Annotated in this window: 14 protein-coding genes and 1 tRNA gene; 6 read left to right on the forward strand and 9 right to left on the reverse strand. The window is 68.6% G+C overall.

The features are described from left to right. Positions 1-62: 62 nt before the first annotated feature. The 3 genes from hrpA to AB0I51_RS16910 all read left to right on the forward strand — a co-directional run bounded on the left by hrpA (position 63) and on the right by AB0I51_RS16910 (position 4,638). Positions 63-4,061 carry an ATP-dependent RNA helicase HrpA gene (gene hrpA, locus AB0I51_RS16900; protein ID WP_362975728.1) on the forward strand — a complete coding sequence of 1,333 codons (3,999 nt, stop codon included), beginning with the start codon at positions 63-65 and terminating at the stop codon, positions 4,059-4,061. A gap of 95 nt (positions 4,062-4,156) precedes the next feature. Then, positions 4,157-4,231, forward strand: a tRNA-Asp gene (locus tag AB0I51_RS16905). Between the two features lie 230 nt (positions 4,232-4,461). Further along, positions 4,462-4,638 carry a DUF6274 family protein gene (locus tag AB0I51_RS16910; protein ID WP_362975730.1) on the forward strand — a complete coding sequence of 59 codons (177 nt, stop codon included), beginning with the start codon at positions 4,462-4,464 and terminating at the stop codon, positions 4,636-4,638. A gap of 402 nt (positions 4,639-5,040) precedes the next feature. On the opposite strand, the gene bldC is transcribed toward AB0I51_RS16910, so the two are convergent. Continuing rightward, positions 5,041-5,247: a developmental transcriptional regulator BldC gene (gene bldC / locus AB0I51_RS16915; RefSeq protein ID WP_003949541.1), complete on the reverse strand. Its 207-nt coding sequence runs from the start codon at positions 5,245-5,247 to the stop codon at positions 5,041-5,043. A 511-nt stretch (positions 5,248-5,758) separates the two neighbouring features. Further along, positions 5,759-6,604, reverse strand: a complete 846-nt coding sequence (locus AB0I51_RS16920; protein ID WP_362975732.1) for a hypothetical protein — start codon at positions 6,602-6,604, stop codon at positions 5,759-5,761. Between the two features lie 222 nt (positions 6,605-6,826). Here AB0I51_RS16920 and AB0I51_RS16925 point away from each other — a divergent pair, with 222 nt between their 5' ends. Next, positions 6,827-7,918 carry a Glu/Leu/Phe/Val dehydrogenase dimerization domain-containing protein gene (locus tag AB0I51_RS16925; protein ID WP_362975734.1) on the forward strand — a complete coding sequence of 364 codons (1,092 nt, stop codon included), beginning with the start codon at positions 6,827-6,829 and terminating at the stop codon, positions 7,916-7,918. A 274-nt stretch (positions 7,919-8,192) separates the two neighbouring features. Next, complete coding sequence (locus tag AB0I51_RS16930) at positions 8,193-8,450, forward strand: DUF3073 domain-containing protein (protein ID WP_362975736.1); 258 nt, start codon at positions 8,193-8,195, stop codon at positions 8,448-8,450. Positions 8,451-8,579: 129 nt separating this feature from the next. On the opposite strand, the gene purM is transcribed toward AB0I51_RS16930, so the two are convergent. The 3 genes from purM to AB0I51_RS16945 all read right to left on the reverse strand — a co-directional run bounded on the left by purM (position 8,580) and on the right by AB0I51_RS16945 (position 12,204). After that, complete coding sequence (purM, locus tag AB0I51_RS16935) at positions 8,580-9,653, reverse strand: phosphoribosylformylglycinamidine cyclo-ligase (protein ID WP_362975738.1); 1,074 nt, start codon at positions 9,651-9,653, stop codon at positions 8,580-8,582. A 35-nt stretch (positions 9,654-9,688) separates the two neighbouring features. Continuing rightward, positions 9,689-11,218 carry an amidophosphoribosyltransferase gene (purF, locus tag AB0I51_RS16940; protein WP_362975740.1) on the reverse strand — a complete coding sequence of 510 codons (1,530 nt, stop codon included), beginning with the start codon at positions 11,216-11,218 and terminating at the stop codon, positions 9,689-9,691. 188 nt (positions 11,219-11,406) lie between these two features. Then, the gene (locus AB0I51_RS16945; protein ID WP_362975742.1) at positions 11,407-12,204 is read right to left on the reverse strand and encodes a sterol carrier family protein; all 798 of its coding nucleotides are present in this window, start codon (positions 12,202-12,204) and stop codon (positions 11,407-11,409) included. Positions 12,205-12,403: 199 nt separating this feature from the next. On the opposite strand from AB0I51_RS16945, the gene AB0I51_RS16950 reads away from it, so the two are divergent. Beyond that, entirely contained in the window at positions 12,404-13,537 is a 1,134-nt protein-coding gene (locus AB0I51_RS16950) for an NAD(P)/FAD-dependent oxidoreductase (protein WP_362975744.1), read from the forward strand. A 6-nt stretch (positions 13,538-13,543) separates the two neighbouring features. Here the strand turns inward: AB0I51_RS16950 and AB0I51_RS16955 are convergent, their stop codons facing one another. From AB0I51_RS16955 to purS, 4 genes are all read right to left on the reverse strand, one after another. Further along, on the reverse strand, positions 13,544-14,764 hold the full coding sequence (locus tag AB0I51_RS16955) for a hypothetical protein (RefSeq protein WP_362975746.1): 1,221 nt from the start codon (positions 14,762-14,764) through the stop codon (positions 13,544-13,546). Positions 14,765-15,037: 273 nt separating this feature from the next. After that, positions 15,038-17,296 (reverse strand): phosphoribosylformylglycinamidine synthase subunit PurL, encoded by a 2,259-nt coding sequence (purL, locus tag AB0I51_RS16960; protein ID WP_362975748.1) that lies wholly within the window; start codon positions 17,294-17,296, stop codon positions 15,038-15,040. Further along, on the reverse strand, positions 17,293-17,973 hold the full coding sequence (gene purQ, locus AB0I51_RS16965) for a phosphoribosylformylglycinamidine synthase subunit PurQ (protein WP_362975750.1): 681 nt from the start codon (positions 17,971-17,973) through the stop codon (positions 17,293-17,295). The genes purL and purQ overlap by 4 nt, the downstream gene beginning before the upstream one ends. Beyond that, complete coding sequence (purS, locus tag AB0I51_RS16970; RefSeq protein WP_020124274.1) at positions 17,970-18,233, reverse strand: phosphoribosylformylglycinamidine synthase subunit PurS; 264 nt, start codon at positions 18,231-18,233, stop codon at positions 17,970-17,972. The genes purQ and purS overlap by 4 nt, the downstream gene beginning before the upstream one ends. Between the last annotated feature and the right edge of the window lie 230 nt (positions 18,234-18,463).

Below are 18,463 nucleotides of genomic sequence, written 5' to 3' on the forward strand. Positions count from 1 at the left end.
CCGAGCCGCCCCCGCCAATTCATTCGCCAGGAATTTCGCCAAGGTGAGATCCTGGACGGCGTATGTCTACGCACCCCGCCTCCGCGCCCGGCTCGTCCGCTTCCGGTACTACCGGCCCCGGTACCCCGGCCCTCGGCGACCTCGCCCCCCGCCTGACCGAGCTGACCCTGCGCGACGCGCACCGGCTCGGGCGCAGGCTCGAAGGCGCGCGCAGAATCCGCAAGCCGGAGGCCCGTGCCGCCGTTCTCGCCGAGATCGAGGCCGAGGTGGCCCGTGGTGAGGAGCGGATGGCCGAGCGGCGCCGTCGTATCCCCGCGATCTCGTATCCCGAGCAGTTGCCGGTCAGCCAGAAGAAGGCCGACATCGCGGCCGCGATCCGTGATCACCAGGTGGTGATCGTGGCCGGTGAGACCGGTTCCGGCAAGACGACACAGATCCCGAAGATCTGTCTCGAACTCGGTCGTGGTGTCCGCGGCATGATCGGGCACACCCAGCCCCGTCGTATCGCCGCCCGGACCGTGGCCGAGCGCGTGGCGGAGGAGATGGACACCCCGCTCGGTGAGGCCGTCGGCTGGAAGGTCCGTTTCACCGACCAGGTGAACCAGGAGTCGACGTTCATCAAGCTGATGACGGACGGCATCCTGCTCGCCGAGATCCAGACCGACCGCGAACTGCGCGCCTACGACACGATCATCATCGACGAGGCGCACGAGCGGTCCCTCAACATCGACTTCCTGCTCGGTTACCTGGCCCAGTTGCTCCCCAAGCGGCCGGACCTGAAAGTCGTCATCACCTCGGCGACGATCGACCCGGAGCGTTTCTCGCGGCACTTCGGCGAGGCCCCGGTCATCGAGGTGAGCGGTCGGACGTATCCGGTGGAGGTCCGTTACCGCCCGCTCCTCGAAGACGACTCCGAGGACTCCGACCGCGACCAGATCACCGCGATCTGTGACGCCGTGGAGGAGCTTCAGGGCGAGGGCAAGGGCGACATCCTCGTCTTCCTCTCCGGGGAGCGGGAGATCCGCGACACCGCCGACGCGCTGGTGAAGAAGAACTACCGGTTCACGGAAGTCCTGCCCCTCTACGCCCGGCTCTCGCACGCCGAGCAGCATCGTGTGTTCCAGCAGCACACGGGCCGAAGGATCGTTCTGGCGACGAACGTCGCCGAGACGTCCCTCACGGTCCCGGGCATCAAGTACGTGATCGACCCGGGCTTCGCCCGTATCAGCCGCTACAGCCACCGTACGAAGGTGCAGCGGCTGCCCATCGAGGCGGTCAGCCAGGCAAGTGCCAACCAGCGCAAGGGTCGTTGTGGCCGTACGTCGGACGGTATCTGCATCCGCCTCTACTCCGAGGACGACTTCCTCGCCCGCCCGGAGTTCACGGATGCCGAGATCCTGCGGACGAACCTCGCCTCCGTCATCCTGCAGATGACCGCGGCCGGGCTCGGCGAGATCGAGAAGTTCCCGTTCATCGACCCGCCGGACCACCGCAACATCCGCGACGGTGTCCAACTCCTCCAGGAACTGGGCGCGTTGGACCCGGGCGAGAAGGACCCGCGCAAGCGGCTCACGCAGACGGGCCGCAAGCTGGCCCAGCTCCCGGTCGACCCGCGCCTGGCCCGCATGGTCCTTGAGGCCGACAAGAACGGCTGTGTCCGCGAGGTCATGGTGATCGCCGCCGCGCTCTCCATCCAGGATCCGCGCGAGCGCCCCGCCGAGAAGCAGACGCAGGCCGATCAGCAGCACGCCCGTTTCCGGGACGAGACGAGTGACTTCCTCGCGTTCCTGAACATGTGGCGGTACATCCGCGAGCAGCAGAAGGAGCGGGGTTCGTCGGCCTTCCGGCGGATGTGCAAGCAGGAGTACCTGAACTTTCTCCGCATCCGTGAGTGGCAGGACATCTACAGCCAACTCCGCACGGTGGCCAAGCAGATGGGCATCCACTTCAACGAGGAGGACGCGTCCGAGCAGAGCGTCCACGTGTCCCTCCTCGCGGGCCTGCTGTCGCACATCGGCATGAAGGACGTGAAGGACGGCGCGAAGAACGAGTATCTGGGCGCCCGCAGTGCCAAGTTCGCGATCTTCCCGGGTTCGGCGCTGTTCAAGAAGACGCCGCGTTTCGTCATGTCGGCGGAGCTGGTGGAGACTTCGCGCCTCTGGGCGCGTGTCAACGCGAAGATCGAGCCGGAGTGGGTCGAGCCGCTCGCCGGCCATCTCCTCAAGCGGACGTACAGCGAACCGCATTGGGAGAAGGACCAGGCGGCGGTGATGGCCTTCGAGAAGGTCACGCTCTACGGCGTCCCGATCATCGCGCAGCGGAAGGTGAACTACGGCCGGATCGACCCGGAGGCGTCGCGCGAGCTGTTCATCCGCAACGCGCTGGTCGAGGGCGACTGGCGCACGCACCACAAGTTCTTCGCGGACAACCGCAGACTCCTCACCGAGGTGGAGGAGTTGGAGCATCGCGCCCGGCGCCGGGACATCCTGGTCGACGACGAGACGCTCTACGACTTCTACGACCAGCGGGTGCCCGGACACGTGGTGTCCGGAGCCCACTTCGACTCCTGGTGGAAGCAGAAGCGGACCGAAGAAGGCAGAGAGCCCGAACTGCTGGACTTCGAGCGCTCGATGCTCATCAACGAGCGTGCGGGCGACATCAGCAAGGACGACTATCCGGACTCGTGGCGGCAGGGTCCGCTCAAGTTCCGGGTGACGTACCAGTTCGAGCCGGGTGCGGACGCGGACGGTGTCACGGTCCACATTCCGCTGCACGTTCTCAACCAGGTCACGGACGAGGGCTTCGACTGGCAGATCCCGGGCCTGCGGGAGGAGGTCGTGACGGAGCTGATCCGTTCCCTCCCGAAGCCGATCCGCCGCAACTACGTGCCGGCGCCGAACTTCGCGCAGCGCTTCCTGGCCACAGCCGTCCCCCTCCAGGAACCCCTCACCACCACCATGGCCCGCGAGTTGAAGCGTATGGTCGGGGTCCCCTTCACGGCCGACGACTTCGACTGGTCGAAGGTCCCGGACCATCTCCTCATCACCTTCCGGATCGTGGACGAGCGGCGCCGGAAGCTGGCCGAGGACAAGGACCTGGAGGCGTTGAAGCTCCGGTTGAAGCCGAAGGCACGGCAGGCGATCTCGCAGGCGGCTGCGGCGACGGCCGAGCGCGAGGGCGGCGAGTCCCTGGAACGCAAGGGCCTCACCGACTGGTCGATCGGCACGCTCACGCGGGTCTTCGAGACGCGTCGGGCGGGTCAGCCGGTAAAGGCGTACCCGGCGCTGGTCGACGACGGCGACACGGTCTCCGTGCGGCTCTTCGACACGGAGGCCGAGCAGGCGGAGGCGATGTGGAAGGGCACGCGACGGCTGATCGTGCGCAACATCCCGGTCAATCCGGCGAAGTTCGCTTCCGAAAAGCTCACCAACGCGCAGAAGCTCGCGCTGTCCGCGAATCCGCACGGTTCGATCCAGGCTCTGTTCGACGACTGCGCGCTGGCGGCGGCCGACAAACTCATCGGTGACTTCGGTGGGCCGGCGTGGGACGAGGAGTCGTACCGGAAGCTGTACGAGCGGGTGCGGGCGGAGATCGTCGACACGACGGTGCGGGCGGTGGGGCAGGTGCAGCAGGTGCTGGCCGCCTGGCAGGCCTGTGAGCGCCGTCTGAAGGCGGCGAGCAGCCCGGCCCTCCTCCCGAACCTCGCGGACGTACGGGCGCAGCTGGACGCCCTTGTGAAGCCCGGGTTCGTGACGGCGGCCGGGATACGTCGCCTGCCCGACCTGATGCGCTACCTGGTGGCCGCCGACCGTCGTCTCCAGCAGATGCCGACGGGGGTGCAGCGGGACACGACCCGCATGGAGAAGGTCCACGAGATGCAGGACGAGTACGCGTGGCTCCTGGAACAACTCCCGCAGGGCCGCCCGGTCCCCTCCTCCGTGCGTGACATCCGCTGGATGATCGAGGAGCTCCGGGTGAGCTATTTCGCGCACGCCCTGGGCACGGCGTATCCGGTCTCCGACAAGCGCATCGTGAAGGCGATCGACGCCGCCGCACCGTAACGACACCTGCACACAGGGTGAGTTCGACCAGGCGGGCCACCCTCCTGTACAGTCTCGTCTCGCAGCACAACGCACCATCAAGTGCCGCGAAACCAGGTCCTGTGGAGCAGTTTGGAGTGCTCGCCACCCTGTCAAGGTGGAGGCCGCGGGTTCAAATCCCGTCAGGACCGCAGTGAACGAGACCCACTTCCTTCAGGGGGTGGGTTTTTTCGTGCGCATACATCGGCCCGTCGGCGCCGCCCACACCCCCAGCCCGTCCGGCGTTCGAGGACGAGGCCCCTTCGGAGCCTAAGCGGGAGCCTGGGGGCGCAGCCCCCAGGGACGGCCCCCTTGACGCCGTTCACCCCGCCAGGTACCCAGAAACCAGGCCCCGTTTCTGCAGGGCCACTGGAGGTGGCGCATGGCGGCTTCGGTCAGGCGTGAGACGCGGGCTCTGCTCCGTGCGCACCTGTCGGCCGCCAGTTCCTACCGCCATGTGACCCGGCACTGTCCGATCTGCCACCGCCTGCTGCGGCTGGCCCTGGACTCCCCTCCGCCACCGGAGCCCCAGGACGATCCACCGGACCAACTCCCTTAGCGCACATAGACCATGGGCAACAAGTCCTCTGGCATGTGACGGGTGTCACCGCATAAGTTTTTGAAACGGTGGAACTTAAGACTCGCCTACAACTGGTCAATTTAATATGTGCAATTGCACCCCTGCGGGCGATGGTCCACAGGAGATCCGACAGCCCTCCCCAGACTCCGACAAGGTCCCTCACAGGACCCGCCGTGAGGCGCGCACGGACCCACGACCAGGCACAAAAAAGATCGCGCTGGACCCGGCGGAGTCCAGCGCGATCTACGACGCACCCTGTGTTCACATGTCTAAGAGCGTTGGGCGTGGGCTCTGTTGGGGCAGAACCCGCGTCGCTTGGAGCTGTGCTGTCGGGCGCCGTGACCGGTTGGGGGACCAGCCGTTTCGCCCTTATTCAGTTGGTCAGGCTTCGCTGCGCTGCTGCGGAATGCCCGCGAGCAGTGCACGGACCTCCGCCTCGCGGTAACGGCGGTGTCCGCCGAGCGTGCGAATCGAAGTGAGCTTGCCGGCCTTCGCCCACCGCGTGACCGTCTTGGGGTCCACACGGAACATCGTGGCGACCTCAGCCGGGGTCAGCAGCGGCTCGGCATCAGGGGTGCGAGCGGTCATGAGCGGCCTCCTCGGGAGAACCGAACCTTCTCGGTTCTTTCCTCTAAATTCTGCACCTTGACCCGCGTTGCCCGAAATGGCGTGTGCGGGTCGAGTCGGTTATAGGACGAACGGCATGTCCTCGGCACTACAACTACACCATCTGTCCAACCGCTACGGCCAAACCGATGGAATTGCCATCCCAGGTGCCCATCAGCGACGGAAGCCGATGGACCATGCCATAACGGACAGTCACACCACTGTGACGATCAGTCACAGGATGATCAGGAGTCATCGAGACCCCCCAAAGCACGCAATGCTGAGATTCCACCCACAACGGGACGGACGGAGTCCTCCCCGGACTCCTTGTCCTATTTTGGCATGAGGGCGGGCAAGGGGCGCAAGGGATCCGCACGTGCGATCCGTCACCCTTGACATCAATCGTCCGGATCGGGACCTACGTCCCGTGTTGACGAACCGTAAGAATCCTATGCGCACTTGTTCGAAGCTGTCAGCCTCGAAGATCCTCGCGTCAGTTGGCCGAGCGCCGGTCCCTGACCGACCGCCACCGCTCCACGAGCCGCCCGTACGCCTCGCCCGCCGCCGCCCCGTCCCCGGTCCGCAGCGCCTCGATGCCCTCGGCCACGTCCGCCGCCGAGTGGTCGTCCTCCAGCTCGCCGGCCGGCAGGACGTGCACGAGCCCGCCGTAGTCCAGTTCCACCAGCGAACGCGGGTGGAACTCCTCCAGCCAACGCCCCACGTCCACCAGACCGTCGATCAGCGGCCCGTCGTCGATCGCGTCCTTCAGGGTCCGCAGCGCCCGCGCCGTGCGCCGCCGCGCCTGCACCATCGGCGTCCGGTAGCGCAGCATCGGCGGATCGTCCCCGGAAGCCTTGTCGTAGCGGCGCTCCTCGTCCCCGACGAGCACGAACCAGTTCAGCGGCACCTGCCAGGTCGCCGTCCGGATCCACGGCCTGGCGTCGGGGTTGCGGGCCAGCCAGCGCTCGTAGTCCTGGGTGGCCTGGTGCCGTACGAGCGGCGGCAGTACGGCGTCCAGGACCGACGGCGGAAGTTCCTCCGCGAGGTCTCCCAGGGCCTGCCAGCCGCGCAGCCGGGTGCGCCAGGGGCAGACGCAGACCACGCCGTCGATTTCCGCCACGAAGGCGTCGGCGCTCTCGTGCACCGGCACCGCGACCGGCGGGATGGGCAGCAAGTCGGCCAGCGCGCGGCGCAGTTCGTCCTGGTACGAGGGACGGTCGGGCCGGCGGGCGTAGCGCGCCCAGTGGCCGCGCTCCGGCTCCGGGAAAGCGGCCAGCGGTTCGTAGACCCGTAGATAGGTCGCGTACGGGACGATCACCGAGGACACCTTCTTGGGCACGCCTGCTCCCTCCCCCGCCGTCCGTCCGGAAAACCTCCGGAACCCGCTCACAAACGGGCGGGAAAACTATGCAAATCGTCGCACGGCCACCCCTCTTCGGTAGGTGATCCTGAACACTGCACCGATGGTGGCCGGACGCAGGCCCTACGCTCGTGCCACGGCACCCGCCACCCCTACGGGGGCCTGTCTCCAACCGCCGCTACTCACCCAGGAGTCACCACAGTGACCGACGTAGACAACGGCGTCCTGCACACCCTGTTCCACTCGGATCAGGGCGGTCATGAGCAAGTCGTGCTCTGCCAGGACCGGGCCAGCGGCCTCAAGGCCGTCATCGCCATCCACAGCACCGCGCTGGGCCCCGCCCTCGGCGGTACCCGCTTCTACCCCTACGCGAGCGAGGCCGACGCCGTCGCCGACGCGCTCAACCTCGCCCGCGGGATGTCGTACAAGAACGCCATGGCCGGCCTGGACCACGGCGGCGGCAAGGCCGTGATCATCGGCGACCCGGAGCGCGACAAGACCGAGGAACTGCTGCTCGCCTACGGCCGGTTCGTGGCCTCGCTGGGCGGGCGCTACGTCACCGCCTGCGATGTCGGCACGTATGTCGCCGACATGGACGTCGTGGCCCGCGAGTGCCGCTGGACGACCGGCCGCTCCCCGGAGAACGGCGGCGCGGGCGACTCCTCGGTGCTGACCGCCTTCGGCGTCTTCCAGGGCATGCGGGCCAGCGCCCAGCACCTGTGGGGCGATCCGTCGCTGCGCGGCCGTACGGTCGGCATCGCGGGCGTCGGCAAGGTCGGGCACCACCTGGTGGAGCACCTGCGGGACGAGGGCGCCGAGGTCGTGATCACCGATGTGCGCGAGGAGTCCGTACAGCGGATCCTCGACAAGCACCCGGCCGGTGTGCGGGCCGTCGCGGACACGGAGGCGCTGATCCGGGTCGAGGGGCTCGACGTCTACGCCCCCTGCGCGCTCGGCGGTGCCCTGAACGACGAGACCGTGCCGGTGCTGACCGCCAAGGTGGTGTGCGGCGCGGCCAACAACCAGCTGGAGCACCCGGGTGTGGAGAAGGACCTCGCCGACCGCGGGATCCTCTACGCGCCCGACTACGTGGTGAACGCGGGCGGGGTGATCCAGGTCGCCGACGAGCTGCACGGGTTCGACTTCGAACGGTGCAGGGCGAAGGCCGCGAAGATCTTCGACACCACGCTGGCCATATTCGCACGTGCGAAGGACGACGGGATTCCGCCGGCCGCGGCGGCCGACCGGATCGCCGAGCAGCGGATGCACGAGGCGGCTGCGCGGAACAGGTGAGCGGTACCCGTCGGCGACGACTTCGAGAGAACTCTCACGTTCGTCGGCGGGTCGCCTGCCAAGAAGTGGTTAAAATCGGGGTTGACCAGCGAGGACAGGGCACCTCGCGGGTCCTGTGGCCCGGCACGTGCTGCGGGCGACGTACCGTATGGGCGCGGGCTCAGGTACCGTGGAAGCCCTACGGACCGGTCTCTCCACGGAGAGTCCGTTCCAGATCATGAACGCGTGTCAAGACTCTGAGGCCACCGAGCCTCGTATCCGAGGGGGTCGAGCCATGGGGCGCGGCCGGGCAAAGGCCAAGCAGACGAAGGTCGCCCGCCAGCTGAAGTACAGCAGCGGCGGGACTGACCTCTCGCGTCTGGCCAATGAGCTGGGCGCTTCGACTTCGAGCCAGCCGCCGAATGGCGAGCCGTTCGAGGACGACGACGAGGAAGAAGACGACCCGTACGCTCAGTACGCGGATCTCTACAACGACGACGACGAGGACGAGGACGACGAGTCCGGTCCTACGTCGCAACGTCGTGGCGCTTGACACAGCAGCGTCCCTCGCGGTTTCCGCATAGCCGGAACAGCTGCACCTCACCCGGTCCGGGGCAACACCGCCGGACCGGGTTTTGTGCTGCCGTTCGGCAGGCGGCTGCTGTGATCAGACCGAGGCGCTCTAAATCGAATACGTGCCGACCAGCTCGGCGCCCGTCACGTGGTCGCCGCGCTCGGTGATCTCGCCGGCGACCCATGCCCCGACCCCGCGGTCGGCCAGGGTCTCCAGGGCCACGTCCGCGGAGTCCTCCGGGACGATCGCGATCATGCCGACGCCCATGTTCAGGGTCTTCTCCAGCTCCAGGCGTTCGACCCGGCCCGTCTTCCCGACGAGGTCGAAGACCGGCGCCGGGGTCCAGGTGGAGCGGTCCACAATCGCGTGCAGGCCGTCCGGGATGACCCGGGCGAGGTTGGCGGCGAGTCCGCCGCCGGTGATGTGCGAGAAGGCGTGGACGTCGGTCGTGCGGGTCAGCGCGAGGCAGTCCAGCGAGTAGATCTTCGTGGGCACGAGGAGTTCCTCGCCGAGCGTGCGGCCGAGTTCCTCGACGCGCGCCTCCAGGTCCAGGCCGGCCCGGTCGAGGAGCACATGCCGGACGAGCGAGTACCCGTTCGAGTGAAGTCCGGAGGCGGCCATGGCGATGACCGCGTCACCCGTGCGGATGCGATCCGCGCCGAGCAGCCGGTCGGCCTCCACGACGCCCGTACCGGCGCCGGCGACGTCGAAGTCGTCCGGGCCGAGCAGACCGGGGTGTTCGGCGGTCTCGCCGCCCACCAGGGCGCAGCCGGCCAGCACACAGCCCTCGGCGATGCCCTTGACGATGGCCGCGACACGCTCGGGGTGCACCTTGCCGACACAGATGTAGTCGGTCATGAAGAGCGGCTCCGCGCCGCACACCACGATGTCGTCCATGACCATCGCGACCAGGTCGTGGCCGATCGTGTCGTAGACGCCGAGACGGCGGGCGATGTCGACCTTCGTGCCGACGCCGTCCGTGGCGGAGGCGAGCAGGGGGCGCTCGAACCGCTTGAGGGCGGAGGCGTCGAAGAGCCCGGCGAAGCCGCCGAGGCCGCCGAGGACCTCGGGGCGCTGGGTCTTCTTCACCCACTCCTTCATGAGTTCTACGGCGCGGTCGCCGGCGTCGATGTCGACACCGGCAGCCGCGTAGGAAGCACCGGAAGCGGGACTCTCAGACATTGCCTGGGATCTTTCGGGTTGGTGATACGGGGCTTCTACGGGCGACGGATCGCGTCGGCCGCGGCCGTGGCGGCCGGACCGGCCGCCAGCTCGGTCTCCAGGAGCTGCTTGCCGAGCAGCTCGGGGTCCGGGAGGTCCATCGGGTACTCGCCGTCGAAGCAGGCGCGGCAGAGGTTCGGCTTGGCGATGGTGGTCGCCTCGATCATGCCGTCGAGGGAGATGTACGACAGGGAGTCGGCGCCGAGCGAGGTGCCGATCTCGTCGATGGTCATGCCGTTGGCGATGAGTTCCGCGCGGGTGGCGAAGTCGATGCCGAAGAAGCAGGGCCACTTCACGGGCGGCGAGGAGATCCGGATGTGGACCTCGGCGGCCCCGGCCTCGCGGAGCATGCGCACCAGCGCCCGCTGGGTGTTGCCGCGCACGATCGAGTCGTCGACGACGACCAGGCGCTTGCCCTTGATGACTTCCTTCAGCGGGTTCAGCTTCAGGCGGATACCGAGCTGCCGGATGGTCTGCGAGGGCTGGATGAACGTACGGCCCACGTAGGCGTTCTTCACCAGACCGGCGCCGAACGGGATGCCCGAGGCCTCCGCGTAGCCGATGGCGGCCGGGGTGCCGGACTCCGGAGTAGCTATGACCAGATCGGCCTCGACCGGAGCTTCTTTGGCGAGTTTCCGGCCCATCTCCACACGGGAGAGGTACACGTTCCGCCCGGCGATGTCGGTGTCGGGGCGGGCCAGATAGACGTACTCGAAGACACAGCCCTTGGGCTTCGCTTCCGCGAATCGGGAGGTGCGCAGGCCGTTCTCGTCGATGGCGACGAACTCGCCCGGCTCGATCTCGCGGACGTAGGCGGCGCCGCAGATGTCGAGGGCTGCCGACTCGGAGGCGACGACCCAGCCGCGCTCCAGGCGGCCGAGGACCATCGGGCGGATGCCCTGCGGGTCGCGGGCCGCGTAGAGGGTGTGCTCGTCCATGAAGACGAGGGAGAAGGCGCCCCGGACCTGCGGAAGGACCGTATGGGCGGCCTCTTCGATGGTCAGCGGCTTGCCGTCGAGGTCCTCCTGGGCGGCGAGCAGGGCCGTCAGCAGGTCGGTGTCGTTGGTCGCGGCCACGCGCGGGGTGCGGCCGCCCTCCTTCTTGGGGAGGTCGGCGACCATCTCCGCGAGCTGCGCGGTGTTGACCAGGTTGCCGTTGTGGCCGAGCGCGATCGAACCGTGCGCGGTGGCACGGAACGTCGGCTGGGCGTTCTCCCAGGTGGAGGCACCGGTGGTCGAGTAGCGGGCGTGACCGACCGCGATATGACCCTGGAGCGAACCGAGCGAGGTCTCGTCGAAGACCTGGGAGACCAGACCCATGTCCTTGAAGACGAGGATCTGCGAGCCGTTGCTGACCGCGATCCCCGCGGATTCCTGGCCTCGATGCTGGAGGGCGTAGAGCCCGAAGTAAGTGAGCTTGGCGACCTCTTCACCGGGAGCCCAGACCCCGAAGACGCCGCAAGCGTCCTGAGGTCCTTTCTCGCCGGGGAGCAGATCATGACTGAGTCGACCGTCACCACGTGGCACGGCACCGAGTGTAGGCGAGATCGACCACTGGTCCGAATTCGGGATACACGCCTGCAATGGATCACTCCCCGAGGCCACCGCTCTCACCAGCGAAAACGCGAAAAGCGGCGCTACGGCGACCCTGTCGCCCGCCCTACGAGGTGAGCGGTCGCACATCCTGCCGCGCCCCGACCGGCCCCGAACCGGCCTCAGGACATGATCGGCAACAGCCCCGCGAGGTCGGCCCGCTCCCCGCTCGCGCGCACCTTCGCCCCCTCCACGGCGTCCTTCCACCCGAGCCGCCCGGTCGCGAGCCGGATCCAGGTCAGGGGGTCGGTCTCCACGACGTTGGGCGGGGTGCCGCGGGTGTGCCGGGGTCCCTCGACGCACTGCACGACGGCATACGGCGGGATCCGCACCTCGGTCGAACCACCGGGCGCCTTCACGGCCAGCGCGTCGGCCAGCAGCCGGGTGCAGGCGGCGAGGGCCTGGCGGTCGTAGGGGATGTCGAGGCCGGAAACGGCGGCGTTGAGGTCGTCGGTGTGGACGACGAGTTCGACGGTGCGGGTGACGAGGTAGTCGGCCAGGGGCATGGCGCCGGCGTTGGTTTCGAGCAGCCGGGTGCCGGGGTGGGCGTCGAGGTGCCCGGTGAGGGTCTGCTCGACGTCGGCGAGGTAGACGCCGAGGTCGGGGTGGCGCTCGGCGAGCGTCCGCGTGAAGTCGGCGATGGCGGAGGAGCTGGCCGCGGTGGCGAAGGGCCAGTCGAGGAGCACGGCGTCCTGCGCCGGCGGGGCCGGCCGGTCCAGGGCACGATGGACGGCGGTCACAGCCATTCCGACGTGTGCGACCAGCTCTCGTACGGTCCATTCCCCGAGCCTGGTCGGCAGCGCGAGCTGCTCGGGGCTGAGGGCCGCCACCGCCTCTCGTACGTTCCCGAACTGGGCGAGCACCGCGGTGCGGGTCTTGACGGGGTCGTACGTACGCGCGCGCTTCTTGGCCGTGGGCATGGCGGCGAGCCTAGTGCTTGTCGCGGGGCGGTCTCATGGACGTTTTCGGCGCGTGCAGCGCGCGTACGGGAGGGCGCCGTGTCGGCGGTCTGTCGGCGGTGTCGGCGGTGCGTCGGCGGGCTGTCGGTGCCGCGTTGAAATCTGGCCGGGATCCCGTCGGGCAGCCGTCCGGCGGGCCCGTCGCACGCAAGGAATCCTCATGACCACACACGTCACGATCATCGGCGCCGGACTCGGCGGACTGACCCTCGCCCGCGTCCTGCACGTCCACGGCATACCGGCCACGGTCTACGAGGCGGAGGCCTCACCCATGTCCCGCCTCCAGGGCGGGATGCTCGACATCCATGAGTACAACGGCCAACTTGCCCTGGAAGCCGCCGACTTGATGCACGAGTTCCGCGCCATCATCCTGGAGGGCCGCCAGGCGACCCGCGTCCTCGACCTGGACGGAACCGTCCTGATGGAGGAGCCCGACGACGGTACGGGTGGCCGCCCCGAGGTGCAGCGCGGCGAGCTGCGGCAGATCCTGCTCGACTCGCTCCCGGCCGGCACCGTGCGGTGGGGACAGAAGGTCACCGGGGTGCGCGGTCTCGGCGAGGGGCGGCACGAGGTGGTCTTCGCGGACGGCGGCACCGTCGTCACCAGCCTCCTCGTCGGCGCGGACGGCGCCTGGTCCCGCGTCCGGCCTCTGCTGTCCGACGCCACCCCCGAGTACTTCGGCCGGGCTTTCGTCGAGACCTATCTGTACGACAGCGAGACCCGGCACCCGACCGCCGCGAAGACCGTCGGCGGCGGATCACTGTTCGTGTTCGCCCGGGACACCGGAGCGAGCGGCAGGTGGATCGCGGCACACAGGGAGAAGGGCGAAACGCTGCACGCCTACGTGATGCTGGCCAAGCCGCAGGAGTGGTTCGCCCGCATCGACTTCAGCGACGCCGCCGCGGCCACCGCAGGTATCGTCGCCGAGTTCGACGGCTGGGCCCCCGAGATCACCGCGCTGATCACCGACAGCGACACCGCTCCCGTTCTGCGGCCCCTCAACCGGCTCCCGATCGGCCACCGTTGGGACCGGGTGCCCGGAGCGACCCTGATCGGTGACGCCGCCCACCTCTCGCCGCCGGACGGTGAGGGCGCCAACCTGGCGATGCAGGACGGTGCCGAACTCGGCAAGTTCATCGCCGCGCACCCCGACGACATCGAGGCCGCGCTCACCTCGTACGAGGAAGCACTGTTCCCCCGTAGCGCCGCAGCGGCGACCGATGCCGTGGCCACCAACGAGGCGATGGGCCAGCAGCTGATCGACGCCTCCGGCAGGGACGGGCGGACCGTGTAGGAAGCGTTAGGTCTTGGACGGCTGGAACGTCGCGGCGGCAGGGAACTTCAGGCCTGTGCAGTCACGTCGGGCGGCGACATCCGTGACGTACGCCTTGAAGAGGGCCTGGAGCCGCTTCCGGACGACCTTGTTGTACGGATAGTCGGTGCTCAGCGTGTGGACGGCCGGCTGTCCGGCGCAGGTGGAGGAGGCCCACCACACGTTGTCGTCACGGTCGTAGCCCGCCGTGCCGGGGTTCAACGCCACCTGGTCCCTGCCGAAGTGCTCCGTCGCGACCTCGCGTGCCTCGTCGCCGAAGTAGGACTCGGTCCGCAGCCAGAAGGGCGCGACCCGGAGCACGTCGTCGAGGCTGTCGGCGCCGACCTCGTCCTTGCCGAGGCCGGGCCACATCCCGCGCACCTCCTTGTTGCTCACCCCGAGCAGGCAGCTCTCCTCCTGCGCGTGGGCAGCAGGGGTGGCCAGGGCGCGGTCGGGGAACCGCCAGCGGCCCTTCGCCCCGACGTACCCGGCGTACCAGCCGCACGTTCCGCCGGCCGACTTCGCGTTCTCCAACTTCGTACCGGGCGTGGGAAGTTCGGCCGGGAGCGCGGGCAGCGTGGCCTTGCAGCCCAGCTTCTTCGCCGCCCGTACGGCCGCGGTGCGGGCCAGATCCGCAAGCGTTCTGCGGTCGGCGTCCGTGACCGGGGCGTCCTCGGAGTACTTGGCCACGGTCATCGTGTTGACGGACGTCATCCCGCCCGACTCGTCGGCACACTCGGCCTTCACCACAGCCGCGTTGCCGTAGTACACACCGAGCCGCCCGTCACCGATCGGGTACGCCGCCTCCGTCTGGTCGGCCTCCCGTGTGATGTCGGCCCTCGCCTTTCCGCCCAACATCCCGAACGGGTCGTCCCACCCGCTCACCAACTGCGCGAAGTCGTCGCTCGGGTTCGACCAGACCGAGAGCAGGAAGTGGCCGTACGTGGTGCCCGGCTTCCCGACGCGGTAGATCTGGCACTGCGCGGGCAGCGAGCCCGTACCGAGATCGGCCATCGAGTCCTTCTTCTCGCTGCCTGCCCGCGCCCTCGTCGTACCCCCGTTGAGCCCCAGTACCCGGTCGGCGTCGACGAGCCCGTCGCAGGCCCGCCCGATCCGGTCCCGGCTGGCGGACCGGTCGAGGTGGTCCTCCGTCTCCAGCCACAGCCCCCAGCCACCCGCACCGACCCCGAACACCGCTGCCACAGCCACGAGTTGGTTGAAGGCGTTGCGCCGACGGCTCCCTCGGTCCGGAGTCAGCCAGCGGGAGCGCGGAAAGGGCGCCCGGGCCCGCTCGGAGGATTCAGGCGTGTTTTCACTGTGAAAGCTCACGCGCACCTCCGGCCACCGCCGAACTCGCTTGTCCCCACCGGTACTTCCACGTTCCCGCTCCCCCGTTCCACGCCCACGGTCCGTCGAAGTTAGCACGTGCGAAGGCCCTGCCCGGATCCCGGACAGGGCCTTCGCACGCGTTCCTACGGCGACCTACGCCAGCAACGCCGGGATCGTCCCCTCGTGCGCCTCGCGCAGTTCAGCCAGGGACAGCGCGAACTCGCCCTGTACGTCCACCGCGTCGCCGTCCACGACACCGATGCGCGTGACCGGCAGGCCCCGTGCGCCGCACATGTCGTTGAAGCGGAGTTCCTCCGAGCGCGGGACGGCGACGACCGCGCGGCCCGCCGACTCCGAGAAGAGGAAGGTGAAGGCGTCGAGCCCGTCGGGGACGATCAGGCGTGCGCCCTTCTCGCCCAACAGGGCCGATTCCACGACCGCCTGGATCAGACCGCCGTCGGACAGGTCGTGCGCCGAGTCGATCATGCCGTCGCGGGAGGCGGAGATCAGGATCTCGGCCAGCAGGCGCTCGCGCTCCAGGTCGACCTTCGGGGGGAGGCCGCCGAGGTGGTCGTGGACGACCTGCGACCAGGCCGAGCCGCCGAACTCCTCGCGGGTGTCGCCGAGGAGGTACAGCAGCTGGCCCTCCTCCTGGAAGGCGACCGGCGTGCGGCGCGCCACGTCGTCGATGACGCCCAGTACGGCCACGACCGGGGTCGGGTGGATGGCGACGTCGCCCGTCTGGTTGTAGAGGGAGACGTTGCCGCCCGTCACCGGGGTGCCCAACTGCTGGCAGGCGTCGGCCAGTCCACGGATCGCCTCGGCGAACTGCCACATGACCGCCGGGTCCTCGGGCGAACCGAAGTTCAGGCAGTCGGAGACCGCGAGGGGCTTCGCGCCCGTCGTCGCCACGTTGCGGTAGGCCTCGGACAGCGCCAACTGCGCGCCCGCGTACGGGTCCAGCTTCGCGTACCGGCCGTTGCCGTCCGTCGCGATGGCGACACCGAGGCCGGTCTCCTCGTCGATGCGGATCATGCCCGAGTCCTCGGGCTGCGCCAGCACCGTGTTGCCCTGCACGAAGTGGTCGTACTGGGAGGTGATCCACTTCTTGGAGGCCTGGTTCGGGGACGACACCAGTGCCAGGACCTGGGACTTCAGTTCCTCCGAAGTCCCGGGCCGGGCAAGCTTGTTGGCGTCGTCCGCCTGGAGCGCGTCCTGCCACTCCGGGCGGGCGTACGGGCGCTCGTAGACCGGGCCGTCGTGCGCGACCGTGCGCGGGTCGACGTCCACGATCTTGCCGCCGTGCCAGAAGATCTCCAGCCGGTCGCCGTCGGTCACCTCACCGATGACGGTGGCGATGACGTCCCACTTCTCGCAGATCTCCAGGAAACGGTCGACCTTCGCCGGTTCGACGACCGCGCACATGCGTTCCTGCGACTCGCTCATGAGGATTTCCTCGGGCGAGAGCGTGGAGTCACGGAGGGGGACGTCGTCCAGGGTGACGGTCATACCGCCGGAGCCGTTCGACGCCAGCTCGGACGTGGCGCAGGACAGGCCCGCCGCGCCGAGGTCCTGGATGCCGACGACCAGCTTCTCCTTGAAGGCCTCCAGGGTGCACTCGATGAGGAGCTTCTCCTGGAAGGGGTCGCCGACCTGGACGGCCGGGCGCTTCGAGGGCTTGGCGTCGTCGAAGGTCTCGGAGGCGAGGATGGACGCGCCGCCGATGCCGTCGCCGCCCGTGCGGGCGCCGTAGAGGATGACCTTGTTGCCCGCGCCGGAGGCCTTCGCGAGGTGGATGTCCTCGTGCCGCATCACGCCGATGGCACCGGCGTTGACCAGCGGGTTGCCCTGGTAGCAGGCGTCGAAGACGACCTCGCCGCCGATGTTGGGCAGGCCCAGGCAGTTGCCGTAGCCGCCGATGCCCGCGACGACGCCCGGCAGGACGCGCTTGGTGTCGGGGTGGTCGGCCGCGCCGAAGCGGAGGGGGTCGACCACGGCGACCGGGCGGGCGCCCATCGCGATGATGTCGCGGACGATGCCGCCGACGCCCGTGGCCGCGCCCTGGTAGGGCTCGACGTACGAGGGGTGGTTGTGCGACTCCACCTTGAAGGTGACCGCGTAGCCCTGGCCGACGTCGACCACGCCCGCGTTCTCGCCGATGCCGACGAGCAGGGCGTCGGACTGGGGGGCCTTCTCGCCGAACTGGCGGAGGTGGACCTTGGAGGACTTGTACGAGCAGTGCTCGGACCACATGACGGAGTACATGGCCAGCTCGGCACCGGTGGGCCGGCGGCCGAGGATCTCCACGACCCTCTCGTACTCGTCCTTCTTCAGGCCGAGTTCGGCCCAGGGCAGCTCGACGTCGGGGGTCTCGGCCGCGTGCTCGACCGTGTCCAGAGGCGTCCGGCTCATGCGTTGACCAGCTTCTTGAGGATCGAGGTGAAGAAGGGAAGGCCGTCGGTGCGGCCGGACCCGATCAGCGGCTCGACCGCGTGCTCGGGGTGCGGCATGAGGCCCACGACGTTCCCGGCGGCGTTCGTGATGCCGGCGATGTCGCGCAGCGAACCGTTCGGGTTCACGTCGAGGTAGCGGAAGACGACCCGGCCCTCGGCCTCCAGCTCGTCGAGCGTGTGCTCGTCGGCGACGTAGCGGCCGTCCATGTTCTTCAGCGGGATGTGGATCTCCTGGCCGGACGCGTAGTCACCGGTCCAGGACGTGTCCGCGTTCTCCACCCGCAGTTTCTGGTCACGGCAGATGAAGTGCAGGTGGTTGTTGCCGAGCATCGCGCCGGGGAGGAGGTGCGCCTCGGTGAGGATCTGGAAGCCGTTGCAGATGCCGAGGACGGGGAGTCCCGACTTCGCCTGCTCGATGACCGTCTCCATCACCGGCGAGAAGCGGGAGATGGCGCCCGCGCGCAGATAGTCGCCGTAGGAAAAACCGCCGGGGAGGACTACCGCGTCCACCTGGTGGAGGTTCTTGTCCTTGTGCCAGAGGGCGACCGGTTCGGCGCCGGCGAGGCGGATCGCGCGCTGGGTGTCCCGGTCGTCGAGGCTGCCCGGGAAAGTGACGACGCCAATACGAGCGGTCACTTCGCGGCCTCCGCGACTTCCTCCACCTTGACGGTGAAGTCCTCGATCACGGTGTTGGCGAGGAAGGATTCCGCAAGATCGTGGATGCGGGCGAGCACGGCCTCGTCGACCGGTCCGTCAACTTCCAGTTCGAATCGCTTTCCCTGACGTACGTCGGAGATGCCTTCGAAACCCAGGCGCGGCAGCGCACGCTGGACCGCCTGGCCCTGGGGGTCGAGGATCTCCGGCTTGAGCATGACGTCGACTACGACGCGTGCCACTGGCACTCCCGGTGTTGTGGTGCTGAGCAGGTTCCTGCGGGTCTTCGACAGGTGTCTTCAGACTACCCGCACAAAATTTCTACGCGGGTAGAGTTGTAGGAATCTACGTGAGGACCGTCACGATCCGGCATCGAGTGGGGGTCTTCACGAAAAGTTCAGGGAAAGATCCCGGATCGATCCCGGTTCACTATTGCGCGGAGACACGCGGGAAGATTTAGTCGGGCTTCACA

It is taken from the genome of Streptomyces sp. NPDC050549 (assembly GCF_040655035.1).
Lineage (GTDB): Bacteria > Actinomycetota > Actinomycetes > Streptomycetales > Streptomycetaceae > Streptomyces.

Excerpts from the sequence above, each read along its gene's own strand:
- hrpA (WP_362975728.1), top strand. The coding sequence starts at position 63 with ATGTCTACGCACCCCGCCTCCGCGCCCGGCTCGTCCGCTTCCGGTACT.
- AB0I51_RS16910 (WP_362975730.1), top strand. The coding sequence starts at position 4,462 with ATGGCGGCTTCGGTCAGGCGTGAGACGCGGGCTCTGCTCCGTGCGCAC.
- bldC (WP_003949541.1), bottom strand. The coding sequence starts at position 5,247 with ATGACCGCTCGCACCCCTGATGCCGAGCCGCTGCTGACCCCGGCTGAG.
- AB0I51_RS16930 (WP_362975736.1), top strand. The coding sequence starts at position 8,193 with ATGGGGCGCGGCCGGGCAAAGGCCAAGCAGACGAAGGTCGCCCGCCAG.
- purM (WP_362975738.1), bottom strand. The coding sequence starts at position 9,653 with ATGTCTGAGAGTCCCGCTTCCGGTGCTTCCTACGCGGCTGCCGGTGTC.
- AB0I51_RS16945 (WP_362975742.1), bottom strand. The coding sequence starts at position 12,204 with ATGCCCACGGCCAAGAAGCGCGCGCGTACGTACGACCCCGTCAAGACC.
- AB0I51_RS16950 (WP_362975744.1), top strand. The coding sequence starts at position 12,404 with ATGACCACACACGTCACGATCATCGGCGCCGGACTCGGCGGACTGACC.
- purL (WP_362975748.1), bottom strand. The coding sequence starts at position 17,296 with ATGAGCCGGACGCCTCTGGACACGGTCGAGCACGCGGCCGAGACCCCC.